This window comes from Mucilaginibacter sp. CAU 1740, assembly GCF_039839285.1.
In the GTDB taxonomy this organism is placed as follows: domain Bacteria; phylum Bacteroidota; class Bacteroidia; order Sphingobacteriales; family Sphingobacteriaceae; genus Mucilaginibacter.
Window position 1 is genome coordinate 422101 of record NZ_JBDOQS010000004.1, and the last position, 21902, is coordinate 444002.

General features: G+C 43.0%; 22 protein-coding genes and 1 riboswitch. Of the genes, 11 read left to right on the forward strand and 11 right to left on the reverse strand.

All coding sequences use genetic code 11. The features are described from left to right. Nucleotides 1-12: 12 nt before the first annotated feature. On the forward strand, nt 13-861 hold the full coding sequence (locus AAFN85_RS12290; RefSeq protein ID WP_347527593.1) for a transglutaminase family protein: 849 nt from the start codon (nt 13-15) through the stop codon (nt 859-861). On the opposite strand, the gene AAFN85_RS12295 is transcribed toward AAFN85_RS12290, so the two are convergent. Continuing rightward, the gene (locus AAFN85_RS12295) at nt 848-1273 is read right to left on the reverse strand and encodes a transmembrane 220 family protein (RefSeq protein ID WP_347527594.1); all 426 of its coding nucleotides are present in this window, start codon (nt 1271-1273) and stop codon (nt 848-850) included. The genes AAFN85_RS12290 and AAFN85_RS12295 overlap by 14 nt on opposite strands. Before the next feature lie 307 nt (nt 1274-1580). After that, nucleotides 1581-1696, reverse strand: a riboswitch (SAM riboswitch). A 652-nt stretch (nt 1697-2348) separates the two neighbouring features. Here AAFN85_RS12295 and AAFN85_RS12300 point away from each other — a divergent pair. Further along, nucleotides 2349-3110, forward strand: coding sequence for an SDR family oxidoreductase (locus tag AAFN85_RS12300; RefSeq protein ID WP_347527596.1), 762 nt, complete (start codon nt 2349-2351; stop codon nt 3108-3110). Nucleotides 3111-3279: 169 nt separating this feature from the next. Further along, a complete protein-coding gene (locus tag AAFN85_RS12305; RefSeq protein WP_347527597.1) occupies nt 3280-4212 on the forward strand; it encodes a DUF72 domain-containing protein in 933 nt (310 codons plus the stop codon). On the opposite strand, the gene AAFN85_RS12310 is transcribed toward AAFN85_RS12305, so the two are convergent. Both AAFN85_RS12310 and AAFN85_RS12315 read right to left on the reverse strand, forming a co-directional pair. Then, nucleotides 4204-4707, reverse strand: coding sequence for a hypothetical protein (locus AAFN85_RS12310; RefSeq protein ID WP_347527598.1), 504 nt, complete (start codon nt 4705-4707; stop codon nt 4204-4206). The genes AAFN85_RS12305 and AAFN85_RS12310 overlap by 9 nt on opposite strands. Before the next feature lie 12 nt (nt 4708-4719). Continuing rightward, nucleotides 4720-5979, reverse strand: a complete 1260-nt coding sequence (locus AAFN85_RS12315; protein ID WP_347527599.1) for an ectonucleotide pyrophosphatase/phosphodiesterase — start codon at nt 5977-5979, stop codon at nt 4720-4722. 162 nt (nt 5980-6141) lie between these two features. Here AAFN85_RS12315 and AAFN85_RS12320 point away from each other — a divergent pair, with 162 nt between their 5' ends. Together AAFN85_RS12320 and AAFN85_RS12325 are read left to right on the forward strand one after the other, a co-directional pair. Beyond that, nucleotides 6142-7110 (forward strand): glycoside hydrolase family 5 protein, encoded by a 969-nt coding sequence (locus tag AAFN85_RS12320; protein ID WP_347527600.1) that lies wholly within the window; start codon nt 6142-6144, stop codon nt 7108-7110. 214 nt (nt 7111-7324) lie between these two features. Continuing rightward, nucleotides 7325-7792, forward strand: a complete 468-nt coding sequence (locus tag AAFN85_RS12325) for a hypothetical protein (protein ID WP_347527601.1) — start codon at nt 7325-7327, stop codon at nt 7790-7792. Between the two features lie 7 nt (nt 7793-7799). On the opposite strand, the gene AAFN85_RS12330 is transcribed toward AAFN85_RS12325, so the two are convergent. From AAFN85_RS12330 to AAFN85_RS12340, 3 genes are read right to left on the reverse strand one after another with little or no spacing between them, the layout of a single operon-like run. Beyond that, the gene (locus AAFN85_RS12330) at nt 7800-8222 is read right to left on the reverse strand and encodes a BLUF domain-containing protein (protein WP_347527603.1); all 423 of its coding nucleotides are present in this window, start codon (nt 8220-8222) and stop codon (nt 7800-7802) included. A gap of 52 nt (nt 8223-8274) precedes the next feature. Further along, nucleotides 8275-9036, reverse strand: a complete 762-nt coding sequence (locus tag AAFN85_RS12335; RefSeq protein ID WP_347527605.1) for an MBL fold metallo-hydrolase — start codon at nt 9034-9036, stop codon at nt 8275-8277. After that, nucleotides 9033-9305 (reverse strand): hypothetical protein, encoded by a 273-nt coding sequence (locus AAFN85_RS12340; RefSeq protein ID WP_347527606.1) that lies wholly within the window; start codon nt 9303-9305, stop codon nt 9033-9035. The genes AAFN85_RS12335 and AAFN85_RS12340 overlap by 4 nt, the downstream gene beginning before the upstream one ends. A 116-nt stretch (nt 9306-9421) precedes the next feature. On the opposite strand from AAFN85_RS12340, the gene AAFN85_RS12345 reads away from it, so the two are divergent. The 3 genes from AAFN85_RS12345 (at nt 9422) to AAFN85_RS12355 (ending at nt 11613) form a co-directional block, all read left to right on the forward strand. After that, on the forward strand, nt 9422-10483 hold the full coding sequence (locus AAFN85_RS12345; protein ID WP_347527607.1) for a polysaccharide deacetylase family protein: 1062 nt from the start codon (nt 9422-9424) through the stop codon (nt 10481-10483). An 8-nt stretch (nt 10484-10491) separates the two neighbouring features. Then, nucleotides 10492-10956 (forward strand): DUF4265 domain-containing protein, encoded by a 465-nt coding sequence (locus AAFN85_RS12350; RefSeq protein WP_347527609.1) that lies wholly within the window; start codon nt 10492-10494, stop codon nt 10954-10956. A gap of 99 nt (nt 10957-11055) precedes the next feature. Further along, nucleotides 11056-11613, forward strand: a complete 558-nt coding sequence (locus tag AAFN85_RS12355) for an AAA family ATPase (protein WP_347527610.1) — start codon at nt 11056-11058, stop codon at nt 11611-11613. Between the two features lie 179 nt (nt 11614-11792). On the opposite strand, the gene AAFN85_RS12360 is transcribed toward AAFN85_RS12355, so the two are convergent. Continuing rightward, nucleotides 11793-12470, reverse strand: a complete 678-nt coding sequence (locus tag AAFN85_RS12360; protein WP_347527611.1) for an outer membrane lipoprotein carrier protein LolA — start codon at nt 12468-12470, stop codon at nt 11793-11795. A 74-nt stretch (nt 12471-12544) separates the two neighbouring features. Next, entirely contained in the window at nt 12545-15163 is a 2619-nt protein-coding gene (locus tag AAFN85_RS12365) for a DNA translocase FtsK 4TM domain-containing protein (protein ID WP_347527613.1), read from the reverse strand. A 270-nt stretch (nt 15164-15433) separates the two neighbouring features. Here AAFN85_RS12365 and AAFN85_RS12370 point away from each other — a divergent pair, with 270 nt between their 5' ends. Both AAFN85_RS12370 and AAFN85_RS12375 read left to right on the forward strand, forming a co-directional pair. Continuing rightward, on the forward strand, nt 15434-16081 hold the full coding sequence (locus AAFN85_RS12370; protein ID WP_347527615.1) for an ankyrin repeat domain-containing protein: 648 nt from the start codon (nt 15434-15436) through the stop codon (nt 16079-16081). Nucleotides 16082-16210: 129 nt separating this feature from the next. After that, nucleotides 16211-17194 (forward strand): helix-turn-helix domain-containing protein, encoded by a 984-nt coding sequence (locus AAFN85_RS12375; protein ID WP_347527616.1) that lies wholly within the window; start codon nt 16211-16213, stop codon nt 17192-17194. A 129-nt stretch (nt 17195-17323) separates the two neighbouring features. Here the strand turns inward: AAFN85_RS12375 and AAFN85_RS12380 are convergent, their stop codons facing one another. Both AAFN85_RS12380 and AAFN85_RS12385 read right to left on the reverse strand, forming a co-directional pair. Then, nucleotides 17324-18370: a sterol desaturase family protein gene (locus AAFN85_RS12380; protein WP_347527618.1), complete on the reverse strand. Its 1047-nt coding sequence runs from the start codon at nt 18368-18370 to the stop codon at nt 17324-17326. A gap of 318 nt (nt 18371-18688) precedes the next feature. Then, nucleotides 18689-20566, reverse strand: coding sequence for a M1 family metallopeptidase (locus AAFN85_RS12385; protein WP_347527620.1), 1878 nt, complete (start codon nt 20564-20566; stop codon nt 18689-18691). Between the two features lie 114 nt (nt 20567-20680). On the opposite strand from AAFN85_RS12385, the gene AAFN85_RS12390 reads away from it, so the two are divergent. Further along, complete coding sequence (locus AAFN85_RS12390) at nt 20681-20917, forward strand: hypothetical protein (RefSeq protein ID WP_347527622.1); 237 nt, start codon at nt 20681-20683, stop codon at nt 20915-20917. 114 nt (nt 20918-21031) lie between these two features. Here AAFN85_RS12390 and AAFN85_RS12395 read toward each other — a convergent pair whose 3' ends face one another. After that, nucleotides 21032-21793: an NUDIX domain-containing protein gene (locus AAFN85_RS12395; protein WP_347527623.1), complete on the reverse strand. Its 762-nt coding sequence runs from the start codon at nt 21791-21793 to the stop codon at nt 21032-21034. Nucleotides 21794-21902: the final 109 nt, after the last annotated feature.

Genomic DNA, 21902 nt, shown 5'->3' on the forward strand with positions numbered 1-21902 from the left:
AAAAATATAAAGATGAAATTTAATGTGTTTAGTGAGCTGGAATATATTGTACAAGCCGAAGGCACGTTAATACTCAATATCCATGCGCTTAACACACCGGGCCAAACCGTAGTTGACGAGGAGTTTTTGTTAGAGCCGTATATCCCGTGCAGTGAGTTTCAATCGCCGCAAGGCGAAAAGCGATTGGTTAAGTTTGGCGTTACCGAATATACGCCTAACGTTAGGGCAACCTACCGGGCTACTGTTGATAACTATTATGAGATCAATGATTTTAGCTACGCTACCGAAACCCAGGTATCGGCACTTGATAGTTCGGTGTTGCCCTACCTAAATCCCAGCAGGTATTGCGAATCGGACAAGTTGTACCGGATGGCGCATAATATGTTCGGCCATATTACCAACCCATTTCAGCAGGTGCTTACCTTAACCGGTTGGATCAATAAGAATGTGCAATACCTTAGCGGCTCTACCACTTCGCAAACATCGGCGTTTAACACCGTTACCGAACAAGCCGGGGTGTGCAGGGATTTCGCGCATTTAGGGATAGCCCTTTGCAGGGCGCTTACTATACCGGCACGCTATTTTACAGGCTACGCCTATCAACTTTACCCTGCCGATTTCCATGCCTGTTTCGAAGCTTATTTAGATGGAAAATGGGTGCTGTTTGATGCTACTCAACTGGTACCGCTTAACGGCTTTGTTAAAATAGCCACCGGTTTTGATGCCGCGGATTCGGCAGTGGCCAATATTTTTGGTGATGTGATATTTAACAGCATGCAGGTAAGCTGCGAACTTGCCGACGATAATTTTGAGCCTTTTTATTACTACGAAGATAGTTTTACGGGAATCACCTACTTGTAGTTTTTTTGCTGTTCTTTTTAGATTTTATCGCAACCAACTTTTTACTTTCCTTTACCCCATATACCCAGTTAGCGCCTAAAACGGCTATACAGATCAACAAGCCAAAAAACTCGCGAACCTCTTCAACCCAGGGCTTTTCGGCTTTCATGGTTTGTACAAGGCTTTCGGCATGGTGAACTTCAAACCAATCGATCAAGCCGTTGCTGTCAAAAATTTTGTAGCCGGCATATCCCGCAAAAACAACAATACCAAAAGCATAACCAATGGGGAAAAACTCCTTTTTTGTGGCGAGGTAACAAAACCACGCGCAGTACAGATAAATGGGCATCCAGAGGTAAGGATCGGGATCGTTATATTGCAGGCCTGCAAAAATGATAAAAAGTACAACCCAAACAATGTTGAAGATCTTCATAAAGCAATCGCGATGATTTAAACCGGTTTTAACAGTTATGCGTAGGTAAGCACGGTTAAATATAGGGATTTACTTTTTGCTTTAGCAAGCCCGATGTTTAAATAGAAGGGCCTTATAACATGATATAGTTTATCCTGGTAGTATAAATCTATGGTCATTAATAACGAGAAATTGTGTTTGGGAAATTTGATGTCGCGGGCAGATTCGAACTGCCGTATAGGGTAATGCGGACCCCCACCTATCCTCTCGGTCACGCGACTTGAAAACTGTAATGATCACTTAATCAGATCGGTAGTGGGGCAGATATTAATTATCTCTCTCCTCGTTTTGCACAGGAGCAGGAATTAGCACCTTTTGCATTTTGCGGATGCACAGGTTGCTAAGACGTCTTTGGGCCTTTCCCTCAGTCTTTCTTGATAAGTCAATACAAAGAACGCTCTGTCGTTATTGACAATGCAAATATAAGAGTAAATTATATAATTCCTATAGTTTTAGTAGTTTATTTTGATTTTTATTTGTTTTGAATTGATTTTGAGGGTGATAAATTGCTTTTGATAAGCCTTTGGTTAGTAGTCCGGGTCGAAATTAAACGGATATGGCGGAGAGTTGTGTACCTCTGGCACACAAAAAATTACTTATTTGATAGCTACAAAGCTTTTGCACCTCTGGTGCATTCTGCTAATGGTTAATCATTTTGCACTTGTTTGTAACGAACGCAAAAGAAAAGATTTGAGATTTTAGGCACGCAAAGGCGCTAAGACGCAAAGATTTTTAAGTGAATAGTTTTATAGGCTTGCTGCATATAGTCTTTATTTTACAACTATTGATAAGAAAAACTTAGCGCCTTTGTGCGTTTACTCATCTGCTGCGGTTAAATCCGGTTTCCACAAAAAACTTTGCGTCTTAGCGTCTTTGCGAGCCTATCCCAAACCCACCACGAAAAAGCGTTAGCCTGCTTAACCCACTTCGCGTCTTAAAAAACTGAAATGATTACCATTTAATCTGAAGTAGTCACCATAATTTTTCCTGCTAACTATAGCAACTTTGTATTGTTAAAACATTAAAACAGAACATAATGAAAACAAATAAAATTGCATTAGTTACCGGCGGTAGCCGCGGCCTTGGCAAAAGCGCCGCCCTGCACATTGCCAAAAAAGGTTTCGACGTTATAATTACCTATCGCAGCAAAAAAGAAGAAGCAGAAGCTGTTGTTACCGAAATCGAATCGGTCGGACAAAAAGCTGCTGCATTGCAACTGGATACGGGCATCGTATCAACTTTTGATGCTTTTATCGGCAACCTTAAAACAACACTAAAAGAGAAGTTCGACGCTGATACCTTCGATTTTTTGGTGAACAATGCCGGTATCGATGCCGCGTCACCATTTGCTCAAACCACCGAAGAAGATTTTGATAACCTCTTTAACGTTCACTTTAAAGGCGTTTACTTTTTAACCCAAAAAAGTTTGCCTGTAATTGCCGATGGCGGTAGGATCATCAACCTGTCGACCGGTTTGGCCCGTTTCTCTACTCCGGGTTACGCGGCTTACGCATCAATGAAAGGCGCTATCGAAGTATTCACCAAATACCTGGCAAAAGAATTGGGCGGCCGGGGCATAGCTGCCAATGTGATAGCACCAGGCATTATCCGTACAGATTTTACCAAAGCAGCGCTTGAAGGGCATCCCGGTTTGGATGAGATACTCTCAAAATCAACCGCTTTAGGCAGGATCGGCTTGCCTGATGATATTGGCGGAGTAATCGCATTCCTGTGTACTGAAGATGCCCGCTGGATAACCGCGCAGCGTATCGAAGCTTCGGGAGGGATGTTTTTGTAGGTTGATATTTCCATACGTCATTGCGAGGTACGAAGCAATCGCGAACTATACAGAGCTGCTTTGCTAACGTGCGATTGCTTCGTACCTCGCAATGACGTTTTGGTTTATATCAAAAAATATCTAAATTCTGATTAAGACATTTTCCTATCTTTCGCCAAAATAAACCATTATGGAATTTGGCCGCGTTACCGATGAAGAATTAGCAGGCGTTGATTTTACCCTTCCGCCCGATCCTCAAATTACAATCGAAACCCTTGCCGCCGCGAAAGGCACCGGTGCTTTACAGGTGCACGTTGGCTGTGCTAAATGGGGACGTAAAGAATGGGTAGGCAAAATTTATCCGCCTAAAACTAAAGACGCTAATTTTTTAGATGAGTACGTAAAGCATTTTGATTGTATTGAGCTTAACGCCACTTTTTATAATGTTTATGGGCCGGATACCATTGGTAAATGGAAAGCCAAGGCCGATAGTAATCCCGCTTTTAAATTTTGCCCCAAATTTTCTCAAAGCATTAGCCATATCCGCAGGTTAAAAAACGCGGAAGACATCACTACTACTTACTACGAAGGTGTTTTGGCCTTCGGCGATAAGCTTGGTCCGCTGTTTTTGCAGTTGAGCGATAATTATACGCCTAAAAGTTTTCCTGAGTTAAAAGACTACCTGGAACAGCTGCCAAAAGATATTCCTGTATTTGTAGAGCTACGCCATAAGGAATGGTTTTCGGTTGCCGAAAACCGCGATAGAGTTTTTAACCTTTTCCGTGATTTAAATATAGGCTCCATCATTACTGATGCCAGTGGCCGCCGCGATGTGGTGCATATGGCATTGCCAACGCCACATGCTTTTATCCGTTTTGTAGGCAACAGTCTGCACCCTACAGATTACGCCCGTGTTGATGAATGGGTTGAACGCATTGCCAATTGGAAAGAGCAAGGCCTGCAATCGGTATGGTTTTTTATGCACCAGCACGATGAACGCTACTCGCCCGAATTGGCGGATTATGTTACCGAAAAGCTGAACGCCACCCTGGGTACGCAGTTGATGCGCCCACAGTTTATTGACAGGGATAAACCTACCAACCAAATCTCGATGTTATTGTAAGGGCTCGGTAGTGGCGGCGGGTATTTTTAGTTCAGGGTTAAAGTTGGGAATCAACTGCCTTACCTTGTCTGTGCTCGAATTGTTCATATCCAAAAACGACCAGTTTTTACCGCCATCACTGCTAACGGCCAACAGGTGGCTGTGCATGGCAAGGCGGCCTTTAGGGCTGCTCATTATCAGGTTTTCGGGCAGCAGGCAGTGAATTTCGTTACCGGCTTTATAAAATTTACCGGGATCGCCAACGGTAACGCTTTCAAACGTAATGCTTGCATTTTTCATTTGCTGTACACCGGTGGCTATCAGGTTTATCATTTTTTCTTTACCACCAGCCAGCTGTACAGCTTTAGGATAAGTGTAATTAACTATGGTTTTATAATCGCCTTTAATCATGCTTTGGGCCATAGCGTTAGCTTGCTGCTTTACCACCGCTGGGTTTTGAGCATGCAGCATTAAAGGCAGTAAGCCAATCAGTATCAATCCAAATATTTTTTTCATATCGATGTTGTTTTAGCGAAGTACTTTATTGGCCAGTTCATCTGTGCCATCGGTTTTACCGCTGTATTTGAGGCCTAATATCCGGTTTACTAAATTAAAAACGTCAACATTTTTAAAAGCAGGGATTTGAGTATGCGGTTTAAATGCCGGTCCCCAAGCTAAAAATGTGGCGTGCATGTCTTTAACTTTATATGGATCGTAGCCATGCCAGCCCATATTAATGGTTTTTTTGTTCCATAGGTTAAATACTTTAGGGTAGTGCGGTATCAGTAAAATATCGCCTATGCGGTTATGCCAATCGTCGGTTGCGCTGTAGTGCAGGTTGGCAGGCATATTGGTTTTCAGGTACACATCATAATCTTTTGCTTCGGCTTTTAATTGTTCGTAAGCCGGTTGTATAGCTGATTTATCCTTGGCATACAACTCAACCAAAATACCATCGCCGGATATTTTGAATTTGTTGGTGTCAATAGCGGCGGGGATGCTGATAGGGTGATCACGATCAACCTTGGTCATGCCATGATCGGCCACAAAAATAAAATTAACATCAAGCCCGGTTGCTTTAACCGCCTTGTTCAACTCGTTCACTGCCGAATCAACAAAATGAACCTCATGTTCGGTTTCAGGTGCATCCGGACTAAACACATGCCCGGCATGGTCAACCTGCGGAAAGTAAAAAGTAATGAAATGCGGGCGTTTTTCTTCGGGAAGTTTGAGCCAGTTCACTACAGCGCTAATGCGGTCATGAATAGCTATTTTCTCGTTGTAATTGTAATAATATGTTGGGTTGATGCTTTGAATGGCAGCCTCCGAAGCTACCCAGTAAAAACTTGCCGAAATCATTTTTTGCTGTTCGGCTAATACCCAAAGTGGTGTGCCGAAATACCAGCTGCTGTCCTTTACTTTTTGCTTATCACCCATCGAGTAGCTATCGCCCCGCACCCGGTCGTAAAAAACGTTGTTTACCAATCCGGAGTGTGATGGGTATAGCCCGCTTACCAAAGCGTAGTGGTTGGGGAAGGTTACCGAGGGATATGAAGGGATCATTGATTCGGCTTGCACACCTTCGCCGCTTAGGGCGAGTAAATGTTGGGCGTTATATTTTTTAGCATAATCGTACCTGAAGCCATCGGCAGAAATTAAAATAACATAGGGCTTTTTTTGCTGAGCGATGCTGTTTTTTCTGCCGGGGATAACTTTTTGGGTGGTATCCTGCGCAAATGTGGCATTTGCCATTAACAGGCATACGATCAAATAAACGTACTTTTTCATCTCGGGATAAATAAAATGCGAAGCTATGAAAACCACATTAGGCCAATAACAAATGGAGGTAAACTTTAGCTGATTTTATCATAATCTAATCGGATTTTTACATAGTGATATATTAGCAATGTGGCGGGCATAAATTGCTGTCGTGTTAATTAAAAATAAGATATGAAAAACCTGTTGATGCTGGTAGCGGCGATGATGATAGGAGGGGTGCTGAAAGCGCAGACGCCCGTTGCTGTTAATGGCAAACTTAAGGTAGCCAATGGCAAAATTGTGAACCAGCAAGGCATAGCACCGCAACTACGGGGGCTTAGTTTCTCATGGTCGTTATGGCAGGGACGCAAATATTATAACCCAGGTGTGGTAAGTTGGATAGCCGATGATTTTAAAGTATCTATTATCCGCGCGGCGATGGGGGTACAGCCCGATGGCGGCTATCTGCAACAACCTGATGAGCAAACCGAATTGATGACGAAAGTTATTGATGAAGCTATCCGCGATGGCATCTACGTACTGATAGATTGGCACGATCACCACTCGAATGAGCATGTAAACCAGGCGAAGAATTTTTTTAAGCAGATGGCTAAAAAGTATGCAGGCGTGCCCAACGTAATATATGAGATCTGGAACGAGCCTGAAAAGGTAGAGTGGAAAACAGTTAAGGATTACGCTTTGCAGATCATCCCTATCATCCGTAAATACGATAAAGATAACCTGATAGTGGTAGGCAGCCCGCACTGGGATCAGGATGTTGATATAGCCGCTGCCGATCCGGTAAAAGGTTTTGAAAACATTGCCTACTCCTTCCACTTTTATGCCAGCGACCCGTACCACCAGGAAGGCCTGCGCGCTAAAGCAGATAAGGCTATAGCCATGGGCTTGCCGCTAATCATTACCGAGTGGGGCGTAGGCGAAGCCAGCGGCGATGGCGTATTTGACTTACAGAAAACACAAACCTGGCTTAAATGGGCTGAAACCAACAAACTAAGCTGGACAAACTGGAACATTACCGATAAACACGAAACCACGGCGTTACTGAAGCAAGATGCACCTGCTTATGGCGGCTGGACGGAGGCTAACCTTACACCGGCTGGTATTTTTATCAGGAATGAATTGCGGGAGTTGAATAAGTAGATTTTTAGGGTAAGGTAAAAAAATGTCATTGCGAGAAAGAACGACGAAGCAATCGCATGCTATATAGGGCGGCTTTGCTTCCGTGCGATTGCCACGCTATCGCTCGCAATGACATGGTTGTACAGTTCTCATAGCTCGCCCCACTCCGTAAAATATCCGTTATACAATTTATTTACAGCTATTTTGAGTATCTTAAGCTTCCAAACTAATTTAAATGGCTGCTGCAGGAATCAAAAAATACGGAAAGGTATTGGCTTATGTTTGGCCATTGCTGTTTGTATCCTGTAGTAAACATAAACAAGCCTTCCAAAGCGATTGCAATATCGGCATCAATTACAAAAAGGTTTCTTTTACCGAATTGATCAGCCACATCGAAAAATATCAGCACCAATACATCGAAGTTTCGGGGAAGTACCAGGAGGGTTTTGAGCAATCGGCGTTATACAATGGCAAACTGTTTGCCGATCACTCTAATCAAAATGCCCTTTGGATAGATTTTAGTCAGGATTGCCCGCTTTATATTGCTGGAACCCACATCGGACTGTTTACTTACAATAACGGGCAGTTTACGCAGATCAAGAACCAACCGGTTACTATTCGCGGTATAGTTGATATAAAAGATAAAGGGCATCTGAACCAATACCGCGCAACTTTAGACAGAGTGAGCTTTATCGAACTATAGGTGGGTTTTAAAAAGATATCGAAAGCTTATTAGCATCGATAAAGGTTTTCAGCATGATAACGGTAGCGTGTTTTTTATCAAGCTCAAAGCTGTTTTTTGCGGAATTAAAATAGCCCTCTATCATTTCAAGTGTTTCGGCATTAACAGATGAAAAAGCCATCGACCAGTTTGGAAATACGCGTTTATCTGCTAAGCCGGTAACTAATTTAATAATGTTGCGATGCCTCAAATCCCGTTCGATAGAAGCGTAAATTTTATAAACATCATCTTTTTCGCCCTCTAAAACCTGCATAAATGTGCCTTCACTGTATAGTAATATGCCTGTAATGTTATGTTGAAGATTTCGCTCACGCGATTGGGTAAGAAGCTCCAGCAAATCAGCATCCTCCATTGTTTTTTTCGCGGTGCTAACGTAAACAAGGTATTCCATAAATAATAGGCTATTTTGATTAAGGTACGGATTTAACTGCTAATATGGATTGTTAAATTTCAAGTTTAAGGCCATCATAAGCCAGTTCAATACCGGGCGGCAATTCTTTCGATACATCGGCATGCTTACCCAGTTTATGACTAATGTGCGTAAAGTAGGTGATTTCGGCACCTATATCATTAGCAAAAGCGATAGCCTCATCTAAGGTAAAATGCGAAATATGCGTTTCTTTTTGCAGGGCGTTAATAACCAATATGCGGCTCCCTTTTATTTTCTCTTTTTCAGCAGGCTGTATGGTTTTGGCATCAGTTACATACGTAAAATCCTTTATGCGGTAACCCTTTATGGGCAGGCGGTAATGAAATACCTCGATAGGGGTAATGCCTATACTACCAATGTTGAATGGCTCAAGCCCTACGTTATGTACTTTTACCTGCGGGATGCCGGGGTAGCCCGTACCATCAAAAACATAAGGAAACTCACGTGCCAGGGCTTTTTGCACACGGTCATCGGCATAAATATCCATGGGTACGTTTTGCTTGTAGTTAAACGCGCGGATATCATCCATGCCGGCAATATGATCTTTATGTTCGTGGGTAAAAACTATGGCATCAAGGTGTTGCACATTTGCCCGCAACATCTGGTACCTGAAATCGGGACCCGAATCAATAACGATGGTTTTATCTTCAGCCTCAACCAAAATTGAACTGCGGAGCCTTTTATCCCGCTTATCGGTTGATAAACATACCTCGCAATTACAAGCTATAACAGGTACCCCCTGCGATGTTCCGGTTCCTAAAAATGTTATAGTCACAGCTGCAGTTTGGTTTGTTTAATTTCCTGTAAAAAAGCTATCTGTTTATCGTCCAGTAGTTTGTAGTCAACTTCAAGATCGCGCAATAACTCAACCAAAGCAAGAATTTTGCTTTCAAGGTTTGAGAAACGGTTCACTACTATCATTTTACTGCTTTGCAGCAGGCAGGCCCCTGTTTTGAAATTTCCTTTTTCATAACGCACCTTGTAACCTGCCGTTTTTAACAGCATTTCCAGTTTCTCGAGTGTATGGTTGGTTGCGGAAAGCATTAATTTCAAAAATAGTAAAAACGAGGCTATTTAATAGTTGAAATTGGCATTTACGTGTCACATTTGGTAATTAATTATCTAATTTTAATAACCTTTTATATGCTAAAGTTTTATCTATGAAGAACTTACTGCTTACCGCCTCCGGTATTATTTTAAGCGTTGTCCTCAATGCCCAACAAACTAAAACCTATGCCGAAAAGCTTGGCTGGCCAAAAGGTGCAAGGGTAGTTATTATTCATGTTGATGATGCGGGAATGTCGCACGAGAGTAATGAGGGGGCCGAAATGGCTATCGGTAATGGCGTAGCTACCTCAACCAGCGTAATGATGCCATGCCCCTGGGTGGCCGATTTTAAGCATTACATGGATAAACATCCGGGGATGGATGCCGGACTGCACCTTACGTTAAACTCGGAGTGGGAAAATTACCGCTGGGGGCCGGTGGCCGGTAAAGCTGCCGTACCCGGATTGGTGGATAAAGAAGGAGCACTTTGGCCAACGGTGGTAGGTGTATATTTTAAAGCTTCGGCTGATGAAGTAGACAAGGAAATTCGCGCCCAATTAGATAGGGCTTTAGCTATGGGCTTTACCCCAACCCACCTCGATTCGCACATGGGTACATTGTTTGCCAAGCCATCTTATCTTGAAAAATATATTAATCTAGGTATTGAAAAGAAAATCCCCGTGATGATTCCCGGTGGAGATGACCTGTTTTATAAAGCCGAAGCTAAAAATGCTACTATAGCCCAACTAAAAAAGGATGGTAAATATACCGAGGGTATAACTATACCCGATCCTCCTGAATTGGCTAAGGCCAAAGAAATGGGCGATATAGCCTGGAAAGGCGGCTTACCCGTACTGGATGATCTGGATAACTCGAGCTACGATTGGATAATGCCTGATATTGAAAAAGCAAACGACAAAGAACTGCAAAAATGGTACACTGATCATTACATCGAAAACTTTGATCGCTTTTCGCCGGGCTTAACCATGGTGCTGATGCATTGTACCAACGCTTCATCTCAGTTTAAAAATATCTGCAACGAGGGGCAGAAACGCAAAGGCGATCTGCTGGCCATGATGGATCCTCGGTTTAAGGCTTACCTGAAACAGAAAGGTTTTATTTTAACTACCTGGCGAGAGGTGATGGAGCGGAGAGGTAAAGTGGGAAATGAGTAGTTTTGTTTATGGCAGATAGCGATTATAAGAAAATACTATTCCGGTTATACAGTACTATTCTTGAAGAAATAACAGTTGAAACGATGTGGGCAACTATTATTAATGAAGACGAAGGATTATACAGACTTGAAAATATCCCATTTTATCTCCCTCTTATAGCATCAAATGATATTGTGTTTGCAGAATATGATGCAGACGAGCAAATGTTAACCTATAGGGAAACAAGGGAGTATTCCGGACATTCGACTATTCATGTAGTTTTAATAGACAAGGAGGCAGACATTAAAGATGTGGGTAAGATATTTGAACAATTAGGATGTAACTGGGAGGGAATGGGTAAAACCTATCTTGCTATGGATGTACCAGCGGCACTTGATTATCGTTTAGTTCAAGCTAAGTTGATAGAATTGAAAGAAAAAGATATCATTGACTTTGCAGAGTCGAGTTTGTCGGATGGACATTACGACCAATGAAATCAAGCCCGATTTCTATTTACTCAATGCCCTGAGTAATTTTACTCAGCGTATTGAGTAAATTATTTTTGTTTATTTGCCCGGCCAAATATCTATCCCATGCACATCAATATCTTCGGTGCTTCCGGTTCGGGTGTAACAACCCTGGGCAATGCCCTTGCCGAAAAGCTCGGTTATCCCTATTTTGATAGCGATCATTATTTCTGGGAAAAATCTGATCCTCCCTTTACAGTAAGACGCGATGCTGAAAAACGGAATAGCATGATCAACGAGGCTATAGCAGGTTTGGATAATTGGATTGTGGGCGGTTCTGTTATCAACTGGAACAATAACTGGCAGTTTGATCTGTCGGTATTTTTATATATCCCGCAGGATGTAAGGCTGCAACGATTAAAGGACCGGGAGTTAGAGCGTTATGGCGATATTATCCATACCGATAGGGAGCGTAACAGGCTTTATCATGAGTTTATTGATTGGGCGCGGGGCTATGATGAACTGATAACCAATAGTCGCAGTTTGTATTCGCATCGCAACTGGATCAAAAATCTGAAAACGCAGGTGCTGGTTATTGAGGGCGATACATCGGTTGAGGAAAGAGTAGGTCCTGTGATGAGGAAGATTGAAGAGTTAGAAGGTAATCCAAATAAAAGAATATAAAACAACGTCATTACGAGGTACGAAGCAATCGCACGGAAGCAGAGCCGCTCTGTGTAGTTCGCGATTGCTTCGTACCTTATAATGACGAGTTTGAGAAATATGATAGTTCGGCTATAAACAAAAAAGCCGGGAAAAATCCCGGCTAACAATATCTCAAATCTCACGTCTCACATCTAAGTTTACCTTAAATCCACCACTTCAACACCCGGATGTCCTTTAGCATCCCATGTAAAAGTAGCATCAGGAGCAGGAACGTTAGGGGTAAAGGTGCGAACAGTATAGGTATAACGGTTGCCGTTTTTATCAAACAACAAGGCGCTATAGATCTGTTTCTTTTCCTTATCGATGGTCAGCTTTACCTTGAAGATTGATTTCTTCTCATCCTCGGGGGTAAGCTCAATGTTTTGGTAAGTTTTGCCTGCAATTTTTTGCTCGCCGGTGTACAGGTATTTAAAACCTTTCTCGTACATGGTAAAAATTTGGGCAGGATTGCCTAAGCCGTCGCCGCCTTTTTCTACCTCGCCAACCTGTACTTCTTTATCTTTTTTAAGGTAAGTCCACTGGGTTTTGCCATCGCTCATGATCTCTTTATCAATTTCGGGTTTGGCAGCTGAGTTGTACAGACTTACACGGTATTTGCCGCTTTTGGCTTTTGATATCAGTGTGCCGTTTTGTGTTTCTTTAATACCGGCCTGCTGGTTGTTGAGGCTAAAAGTAAAATCGGTTTTAATAACATCATACGATTTATATTTCTGACTTACCTGGCTCAATATGGTTTTTGCCTGACTATCTTTTTGGGCAAATGCCGCGGTACTTGTACTTAATGCTAAAATGGTATATAAAATGATCTTTTTCATTCGGTTTTTATTCGTCAACAACTATTGGTGTTAATAGTTATTGGTTAGAGTAATTAAATATGCGTTGGTTTAATTTATTCAGGTTTTTGCAGTGTTTCGAGGTAGCGCTCAAGGCTATACTCGTCAGGGTAAAGTACATCACGGGCTTTGCTGCCTTCAAAGGGGCCAACAATACCGGCGGCTTCCAACTGATCGATGATACGGCCTGCACGATTGTAACCCAGTTTCATTTTACGTTGGATAAGCGAGGTTGAACCCTGTTGGTGCAGTACAATCAATCGGGCGGCATCCTCAAACATCGGGTCGCGATCATCCGGATCGTATTCTTTAGCACTGCTGCTGGCCTCGCCTTCGCCAACATATTCGGGCAGGTACATGGCAGATGGGTAGCCTTTTTGGTTACCGATAAAATCAGATATCGCTTCCACCTCCGGCGTATCCACAAAGGCGCACTGCAAACGGATGAGGTCGCTACCAGTAGAGAATAACATATCCCCGCGACCGATCAGCTGATCAGCACCACCGGCATCCAATATAGTACGTGAGTCAATTTTTGAGAGCACCCTGAATGCCAGCCTCGACGGGAAGTTGGCCTTAATAGTACCCGTAATAATATTAACCGACGGACGCTGCGTAGCGATAACCAAATGGATCCCCACTGCACGGGCAAGCTGAGCTATACGGGCAATAGGCATTTCTACCTCTTTACCGGCGGTCATCATCAAATCTGCAAACTCGTCAATCACCAGTACAATGAATGGCAGGTAGCGGTGTTTTTCCGGGTCGCTTATTTTGCGGTTAACAAACTTGGCGTTATATTCTTTCAGGTTACGTACCTGGGCATCTTTCAGCAGGTCGTAACGCTGGTCCATCTCAATACATAACGAGTTGAGGGTGTTTACTACCTTTTTTGTATCCGTAATGATCGCGTCACCATCATCAGGTAGTTTTGCAAGAAAGTGCCTTTCTATCTTACGGAACAGCGTTAACTCCACCTTTTTAGGATCCACCAATACAAACTTCAGCTCGGCCGGGTGCTTTTTGTAAAGCAAGGATACGAGGATAGCGTTAATACCAACCGATTTACCCTGACCTGTAGCACCTGCAACCAGCAAGTGGGGCATTTTGGCCAAATCGGCAATAAATACCTCGTTGGATATGGTTTTACCTAACGCTATGGGCAGATCCATGGTAGTGTTCTGGTATTTTTCGGTAGATAGGATGGAGCGCATCGAAACCATTTCGGGGTTTTGATTTGGCACCTCTATGCCGATAGTACCCTTGCCCGGCATAGGGGCAATAATACGGATACCTAAAGCGGCAAGGCTCAAAGCGATGTCATCTTCCAGATTTTTGATCTTGCTGATCCGCACGCCGGGTGCAGGGATGATCTCATACAAAGTAACCGTTGGCCCAATGGTGGCTTTGATCTTATCTATCTCAATATTATAATGGTTCAGCGTTTCAACAATTTTGTTTTTGTTGGCTTCCAGCTCTTCGGCATTAACCGAAATTTTGTTTGAGCCATGGTTTTCTAACAGATCAAGGTGAGGCAATTTATAGCCAAGCAGGTCCATTTTATGGTCGTAAACACCAAATTTGCTTAGCAGGTCATCTTGTACAGCTTTGTCGGCTTGCTCAACGCTTAGCTCAGGTAATGGCCTATTGGTGTCGATAGTAAGCGGGATCTCGTCTTCTTCTTCAGGCTCGTGCTTAATGGTATTTTCGGGGCGCAAAACAACCGGCTCATGGTATTCCGGAGTTTGCTCCATAGGCGGCCTTCTTAAAGGATCGGGCCTGAAAGGTTCCTGTTGCAGCGGCTCTTGCACAGTTGGTTCAGGCATGATAGTGCTCACGTGTGTTTGGCGGATAGCATTATTTCCCCGAGGCCATTCCAGAGGCATTGAAGGATCTTCGTCAATCAGCTCAACGGGCTCTGGTGCAATCTCGTCAACTTCCATTTCGGCAACCGGACGGTTTTTACGTTTAGGGATCTTGAAATCGATATTATAGGCAATAACCAATACGGTTAGTGCTAAGAATATCAGCACGCCACCTGTGCCAGCCGGGCCAACTTGTGCCCTAAGCAGGCGGTTGCTCCAAAAGCCGAAGCCGCCTTCAAAATAATGAGGATAATCTATCACAAATGAGTGTAGGTAGGCGATAGACACCGATATAAATACAATGCTGAAAATTGAGTAAGCTAAAGTTTTGCGGATAGAAAACAACCTCGCTTTAAACAGCAGGCGGTATCCGATCACAAAAAATATAAAAATGAACAGGAAGGATGCTAAGCCAAACCACTCATAAATAAACTGGTTTGAAAGTAACGCGCCAAGTTTACCGAGCCAGTTTTGCGCCCTTACAGTAGTATCATTAATGTCCGAAATTTCGTGAATGGTAGTGCCCGTAGACAGGTTATGCCAACCTCCGTTTGTTTTAGAGATGTAGCTCTGGTCCTCCTGCCAGGTAAACAAATATGATGTAAACGCGATGAGGAAAAACACCGAAAGCAACAGCGAAAACAGGCCTGCTATTTTGATGGCGCGGCTGTTTTCCACATCAAGGTCAAAGCTTGGCATTTTAAATGACCGTTTGCTTGTAACCTTTCCTTTTTCAGCTTTTACGCCTTCACGTGGCTGATTTTCTCCTCTAAAACTATTTGATTTAAACTGATTTCCTTTTGCCGGCATCCTGATGTAACAATCGTTATTGCAAACTTACATAAAATTTTACCCATGTAAACCTCGTGGTAACAACAGGTAATATTTTATAATTAAGACGTTCCGGCCAACTAAAAATTACAGACCGGTGTGATATAAAGTTAATAGATTAAAGAAGGTTTGAACAATAATTTTAAATTTTTAGTATAATTGGGAAACATCAAATACCTATACACTAAAAATATTTTTAACAAAAAGTAAAATGATAACCGCGTTGCTTAAAACGCTTACCACTACATAATGAGCATCGAAAGACTGGAAGAATACATTGCCTCGGCCGATCTGGATAGTATCAACACCCTGCTTGGCCGCGACCCATCGCTGGTTAAAACTAAAACAAGTTTGGGTGTATCGCCGCTGATGCTTTCGTGCTATTATAAAAAGCCGGAGGTTACCGGTTTATTGATCAATTACATTAAAGATCTGAGCCTGTTTGAAGCCGCTGCAGCCGGTAAGTTTGATGATGTAGCCTTGCTGGTAAACACCCAACCCGAGGCTATTAATGATTATGCGGAAGACGGTTTTACCGCGCTTGGCCTTGCCTGTTACTTTGGCCGTTTTGATGTTGCCCGGTACCTGGTGTTAAAAGGCGCTAATGTTAACCTGCAATCCAACAATGGTTTTAATGTTTTTCCTATTCATTCGGCAGCTGCCGGTAGTTACACTGATATAGCCCGGATGCTGATAGAGAACGGTGCCAAAGTAAACGTTGTACAACAAGCCGGTGCCACCCCTTTACACTCCGCAGCGCAGAATGGCAACCTCGATCTGATCATCCTGCTGCTTGAAAGCGGCGCAGAAGTTTTTGTCCGGATGGAAGGCGGCAAACTCCCTGCCGATCTGGCCCGCGAAAAGGGCTTTGAAGAGATAGCCGAAATTTTGGGTTAATGTTTAAACGTCTAATATTAAATTGGTTAAGCGATAGGTTTTTACGGCGGTCAAACGTTTTTTGTGGGTGATAAGGCATTGTGATGCCGGGTGCTTTTATATATTTGTATATAACCTGGTTTTATACAAATGAAGGAAATAGCACTGCTTATTCACGAGGACATCAATCTTTCAACCATATCGGGCGTATTGGATATGGTGAGGCACACCAACCGTTTTTTGGTTGAAAGCGGCAAAGCCGAAGCTTTTAGCGTAATGCTGGTAGGCGAAAAGATCAATAACAACCTGCTTTATTTCCCTGCACAGTTTACCGGGTTCAAAACTATTGATGAGATCAGTAATATCGACCTGGTAATTGCCCCGGCCTTTTACGGCCCGCCCGACCTGGTGATGCGGAAGAACCGTAAACTGATAGATTTTATAAAACAGATGTATGAGAAGGGTGCTGAAGTAGCCAGCCTTTGCTTCGGAAGTTATTTTTTGGCCGAGGCAGGCGTGTTGGATGGTAAACCCTGCACCACACATTGGGTAGCCGTTGAGGATATGAAACGCAGATACCCCAAGGTTGAGATACTGCCCGATATGGTGACCACCGATAAGGATGGCACTTATACCAGCGGCGGCGCTTTCTCGAGCATGAACCTTGTGCTGTACCTTATCGAAAAATATTGCGGACGTGATGTTGGCATCTGGGCCAGCAAAATGTTCTCGTTGGATATCGACCGTACCAGCCAGGCGCATTTCCAGGTATTTGAAGGTCAATATCAGCACGAAGATCAGGAGATCCGGCGGTCGCAGTTGTTTATCGAAAATAATTATCACCTGCCTATATCTGTAGAGGAGATTGCCGGGCAAACCAATATGAGCAAGCGTAATTTTATCCGCAGGTTTAAAAGCGCCACGCAAAATACACCGATGGAGTATCTTCAAAAGATAAAGATCGAATCGGTGAAGAAAGGGCTGGAGAAAACCAATTTCAATATCAGCGAGCTGATGTATAAGGTTGGGTATAACGATCTGAAAACTTTCAGGAAGATATTTAAGCGGATAACAGGTTTAACGCCGCAGGATTATAGGAATAAGTATTGCAGGCGGGCGGTGCTGGAGAATTGACGTAAAATTATATAAATTCTACCATCTCGTCATTGCGAGGAACGAAGCAATCCCAAACTGTACAGGGCAACCTGCATAGCCTCTCTGTAAGTCGGGGATTGCTTCGTTCCTCGCAATGACGATTAGTGATTAAGCTAATTGCTCTTTTTCGCTTTGCCTTGCCGTTTTATTAGCTGAACTTTCTTCCTTACTCTCCAAACTTTCAAAATAAGCTTTCTTAACTACCGTAGTCATTTTATGATCGCCAGTATGGCTCCATCCCGGAGGCATTACAATGTACAGCAACTTGTTTTTAATCCCTGGTGCCCTGGCAACATCTTTAGCTAAGGCGATGATCTCACCAAAATAGGCATCCAGAAAACTGTTTTTAACCATGGGGCGGCTAATGCCATATTCTATCGGAATTTTCCTGTCCTCATTTTGAAAAGTGCCGAAAACTTTATCCCATATGGGCAGGAGATTGCAAAAGTTGGTATCCATGTACAGTGGGTTACGCGCGTGGTGCACCCGGTGGTGGGATGGCGTAAGTAAGATCTTATTCAGAAAACCTAACCGGCCATCTTCAATTAAATTTTCGCCAATATGGATCATCGATCCCCAGAAACCATCTATAAACATGATCACGAACAGCATAGGTGGATTTACACCCAATACAATACAAATGCTGGTACGGATAAGATCGGCATAGGGGCCTTCTAAAAAGAAATGGGCGAAGGTTACTGAGAGGTTCATAGTCTCCGGCGCATGGTGGGTGGAATGCAGGCACCATAATATCCGCACTTTATGCGCCAAATAGTGATACCAAAAGTGGGCGAACTCCCAAATGATATACCCGTAGATAAACCAGTACCAGGTGAATGTAGTTTTGAAGAGAGCGAACTTTGAAAAGAAGCCTATACAAAGCGTTACCATTGCTATGGATAGTACGGTGCCGATAAAAGCATTTAGCACATAAGTCCAAAATGAGATCTTATAATGGATAACCTTAAACTTTTTATAAAAAGCACCGCGGATAATTTCAACTACAAGCAGCACAGGCAGCATCGGCCCTAAAACAGCCGTAACGCCATCCCATGATAAAAACTTGCTATAATCGCCCGATTTAATGATGTTATATAAATTACCTAAGCCAAAAAAGCCAGTTATATGGTCATATATCGCTTTTAGAAAATCCATGAATGAAAATTTTAGGTTAACTGGTGAATCCGTTATCCAAATTTACATAATTTGATCGTATGTATATACATTTTAATTTTTTTTGAATTGTAACAAGATTGAGAACAAAAAAGGGGAGCAAAATCGCTCCCCTTTTTTTGTTTATTTCTCCGGCGGGTCGTGTCTTCACGACCGCAAACTTTGCTCCTGGCATCCGGGCGTGAAGACACGCCCGGCAGAGTGAAGTTGTTTATATCTCCCCATCCCGCGGGGCGTGTCTTCACGCCCGTGAATTATACAGACATGCTCAACTGCATAAAAATGGAATTTTAGCTATTGTTAGTTAGCGCTTGTCCACACATTGTCCTTCTTATTGCTATCCGGATCGTAAGTTGTACCCAATATCAATTTTTTAACTGCTTTCTTCGCTGCAAAATCAACTTTAGTTGAGGTGTTACCAGCTTGCCACACTGCTATACTTTTGTGAACAAGCTGCGTAGTGCCATCGGTATAATAAACTGTAAGATTTACTGGGATTGGTTTGCTGCCTACTTTATTAATCACAACGCTATAGTTGCTGCCGGTATTGCTTACTTTACCAATACCCAGATCGGTCACGCCTCCATCAAAAAACCAGGCTTTCCAAAACCAGTTCATGTTTTGGCCCGAGCCGGTGTTCATGCAGTAAAAGAAATCGTAAGGCATGGGGTGTTTGCCGTGCCATTGGGCTATGTAATAATGCAGAGCTTTGGTAAACAGCTCATCGCCAAGCATATCTTTAACATATAAATATGCCATAGCAGGTTTTGGATAACTATCGGTAAAACCTGCCGCGCCGATAAGGGCGGGGGTAAGCGTCATGATAGGCATATCAACTTCCTGGCCAGCGGTTTGTTCAACGGCAGCAACGCCATAAGGGTCAACTATCGAATGGTCAATCTCCGGGCTTACCAGCCATTCGCCGATGGTAGCCCAGCCTTCGTCCATCCAACCGTATTTGGTTTCGTTGATACCCATGTAAAAAGGGAACATGGTATGGAAAATTTCATGATCGGTTAGGGTAATGGCATCGGTTTTATCCTCCAACGGGTTATCATTAACCATCATTGGGTATTCCATTTGGTCGAGGCCGTCAAAAACGGTTTCGTGCTGATATGGATAAGGCCATTTCGGGAATTTGTAGCTCATTACCTCTACCGTTTTGCGAGCATAGTCAACCACGGCATAATAATCTTTATGGCTTGGGTTAAACACGGCATCAACACGGGTACGGCGTTTGGTTTTAGGATCAACCACCAGGCTCGATGCTTTCCATAAATAATGGTTGCTTGTAGCGAATACAAAATCGGTAACGCTATCGGCTTCAAATTTCCACGTGTGTGACGGTGCGTTTTTGGTGATGTTACCTGCTTTGATGTCCTCTTCGGTAATAACGTCGGTAACCTTATCGCTTAGGCCTGCTTCGTCAATACGTTTAATAATGCGGGGATCATAAACGTCGGTGGGGTTTTTAAGGTCGCCTGTTGCCCAGACTTTATAATCGCCGGGCACAGTGATCTCGGCGCTGAAATGGCAAAAATCATTATAAAACTCCTGCGAACCTGTGTATGGGTAAGTGTTCCATCCGTCAATATCATCGTAAACAGCTACGCGCGGAAAAAAGTACGCTATAAAGAACGCGCCGGTATCTATTTGGCCGGTACGGATATGCGAATGTTCGTTTAGGGTGTATGAATAGGTGATATCAAAATGCTTTTTTTGTTTTGAGCCGATACCTTCTTTAATAGGCACAACCATATTGGTACCCATTATATGGAGTTTCGCGGTATCCTGTGCCTGGTTATCAATGCTTAAACCGGAAATATGCACACCATCTGTAAGATCGGCAGGTGATATGTTTGATTGCTGGGATACGCCTTTTTTGTAAAGGTTTGGATAAAGCTTAAACTGTACTTTGTTTAAACTATTAGGGCTGTTATTAACATAGTCGACACCCACAGTACCACTTACCAGGCGGGTTTTCGGGTCGAATTTTACTTTGATGGCATAGTCGGCAGTGTTTTGCCAATAGTTTTTGCCGGGCTCTCCCGATGGTGTGCGGGTGCCTTTGGTATAAGTAGTTTGCAGGTTAACGGCTATAGGTAATGTTTGCTGGGCCAACGCGGCGGTGCTGCCCAATAGTAAAAATACCGGCAGTAATTTTTTTATCCTGATCATTTATGCGGATGTATATGAGTTATATTTGAAGTAAATATAACAAACCATTATGGAAAGCCGGTAAGCGGGAATTTTGTATCTGCAAACAGCTTTTCATTTAGAATAACCAGACCAATGACAGCCGAGAAGATGATCATTATAACAGGTAAACAATACCTGGAACTTAAACAACAGTTAGAAAGCAGCGAAGGACTTACCTATAATATAGGTACAGATAAACACCCCGAAATGGCGAGGATCACCAATATTTATATGGATACCGATGCCGATTTTACCCGCAACCCTAAACAGTTTGCCAGCATGCACGAGGATTTGAATGTGCAGGTGAAGTTGGAGTATAGCCGTTTATAAAATATACTGCATGTCATTGCGAGGAGGCACGACGAAGCAATCGCACGGAAGCGTGGCCGCCCTGTATAGTATGCGGTTGCCACGCTGCGCTCGCAATGACATTTTTGAACGGGTCTACCATCCCCCCTTAAACCCCTCAGTCAAGGCATATTGATAATTCTCCAAATCAAACGAATATAAATAAGGAGCCTTATGTGCGCCGCCTTTGCGTGGTTCTTCCGATCGGTTCAGGATGCCGAAGCCCAATATCCTGCGCTGAAAATTACGTCTGTCCAGCTTTTTGCCTAAAATGGTTTCGTATAGCTTTTGCAGTTCGGGCATGGTGAACTCTTTAGGCATCAGGTTGTATCCTATAGGCTGGTAGTTAAGTTGTAGACGTAAAGTGTCTAAAGCGTTTTTGTAAATTTTTTCGTGGTCAAGTTCCAATTCGGGAATGTCGTCCAGATCACGCCATGCGCATAGTTCTGAAAATTGATCGGGGTGGGGGATCACGCCAAAAAAATCAACCAGGGCATAATAACCTATCGATATAAAACGGCCAGAGAACCAGTTTTGATCTTTAGGCAGCATATCTACATACATATCATTATGCACTTTCGAGCGATCGGGATCGCCAAACACACGGAATTGCTGTAAAAATACCTCATCCAAACCGGTACGTTGCTGCAAAATGCGGTGGGCTGCTGTATCAATTGGTTCTTCATTCAATACAAAGCCACCGGGCAGGTACCATTTCTCTTCGTTGTGTGTTTTTAATAGCAGCACTTTCATTTGCCCCTCGTGAAAACCAAATACCACACAATCAATAGAAATATGGTTCACGTAGTTTTTACGGGCATCCTCGCTGTACTCAATAAGTTGCTGTTTGCTTAACATTTGCGCTATTGTACAAATAAAGTTTGATTTTTTAATTATAATATTTACAATTGTGTACTTATTACACTATGAAAAAAGCTGTAATCTCGACATTTAAAATTTACCGGAA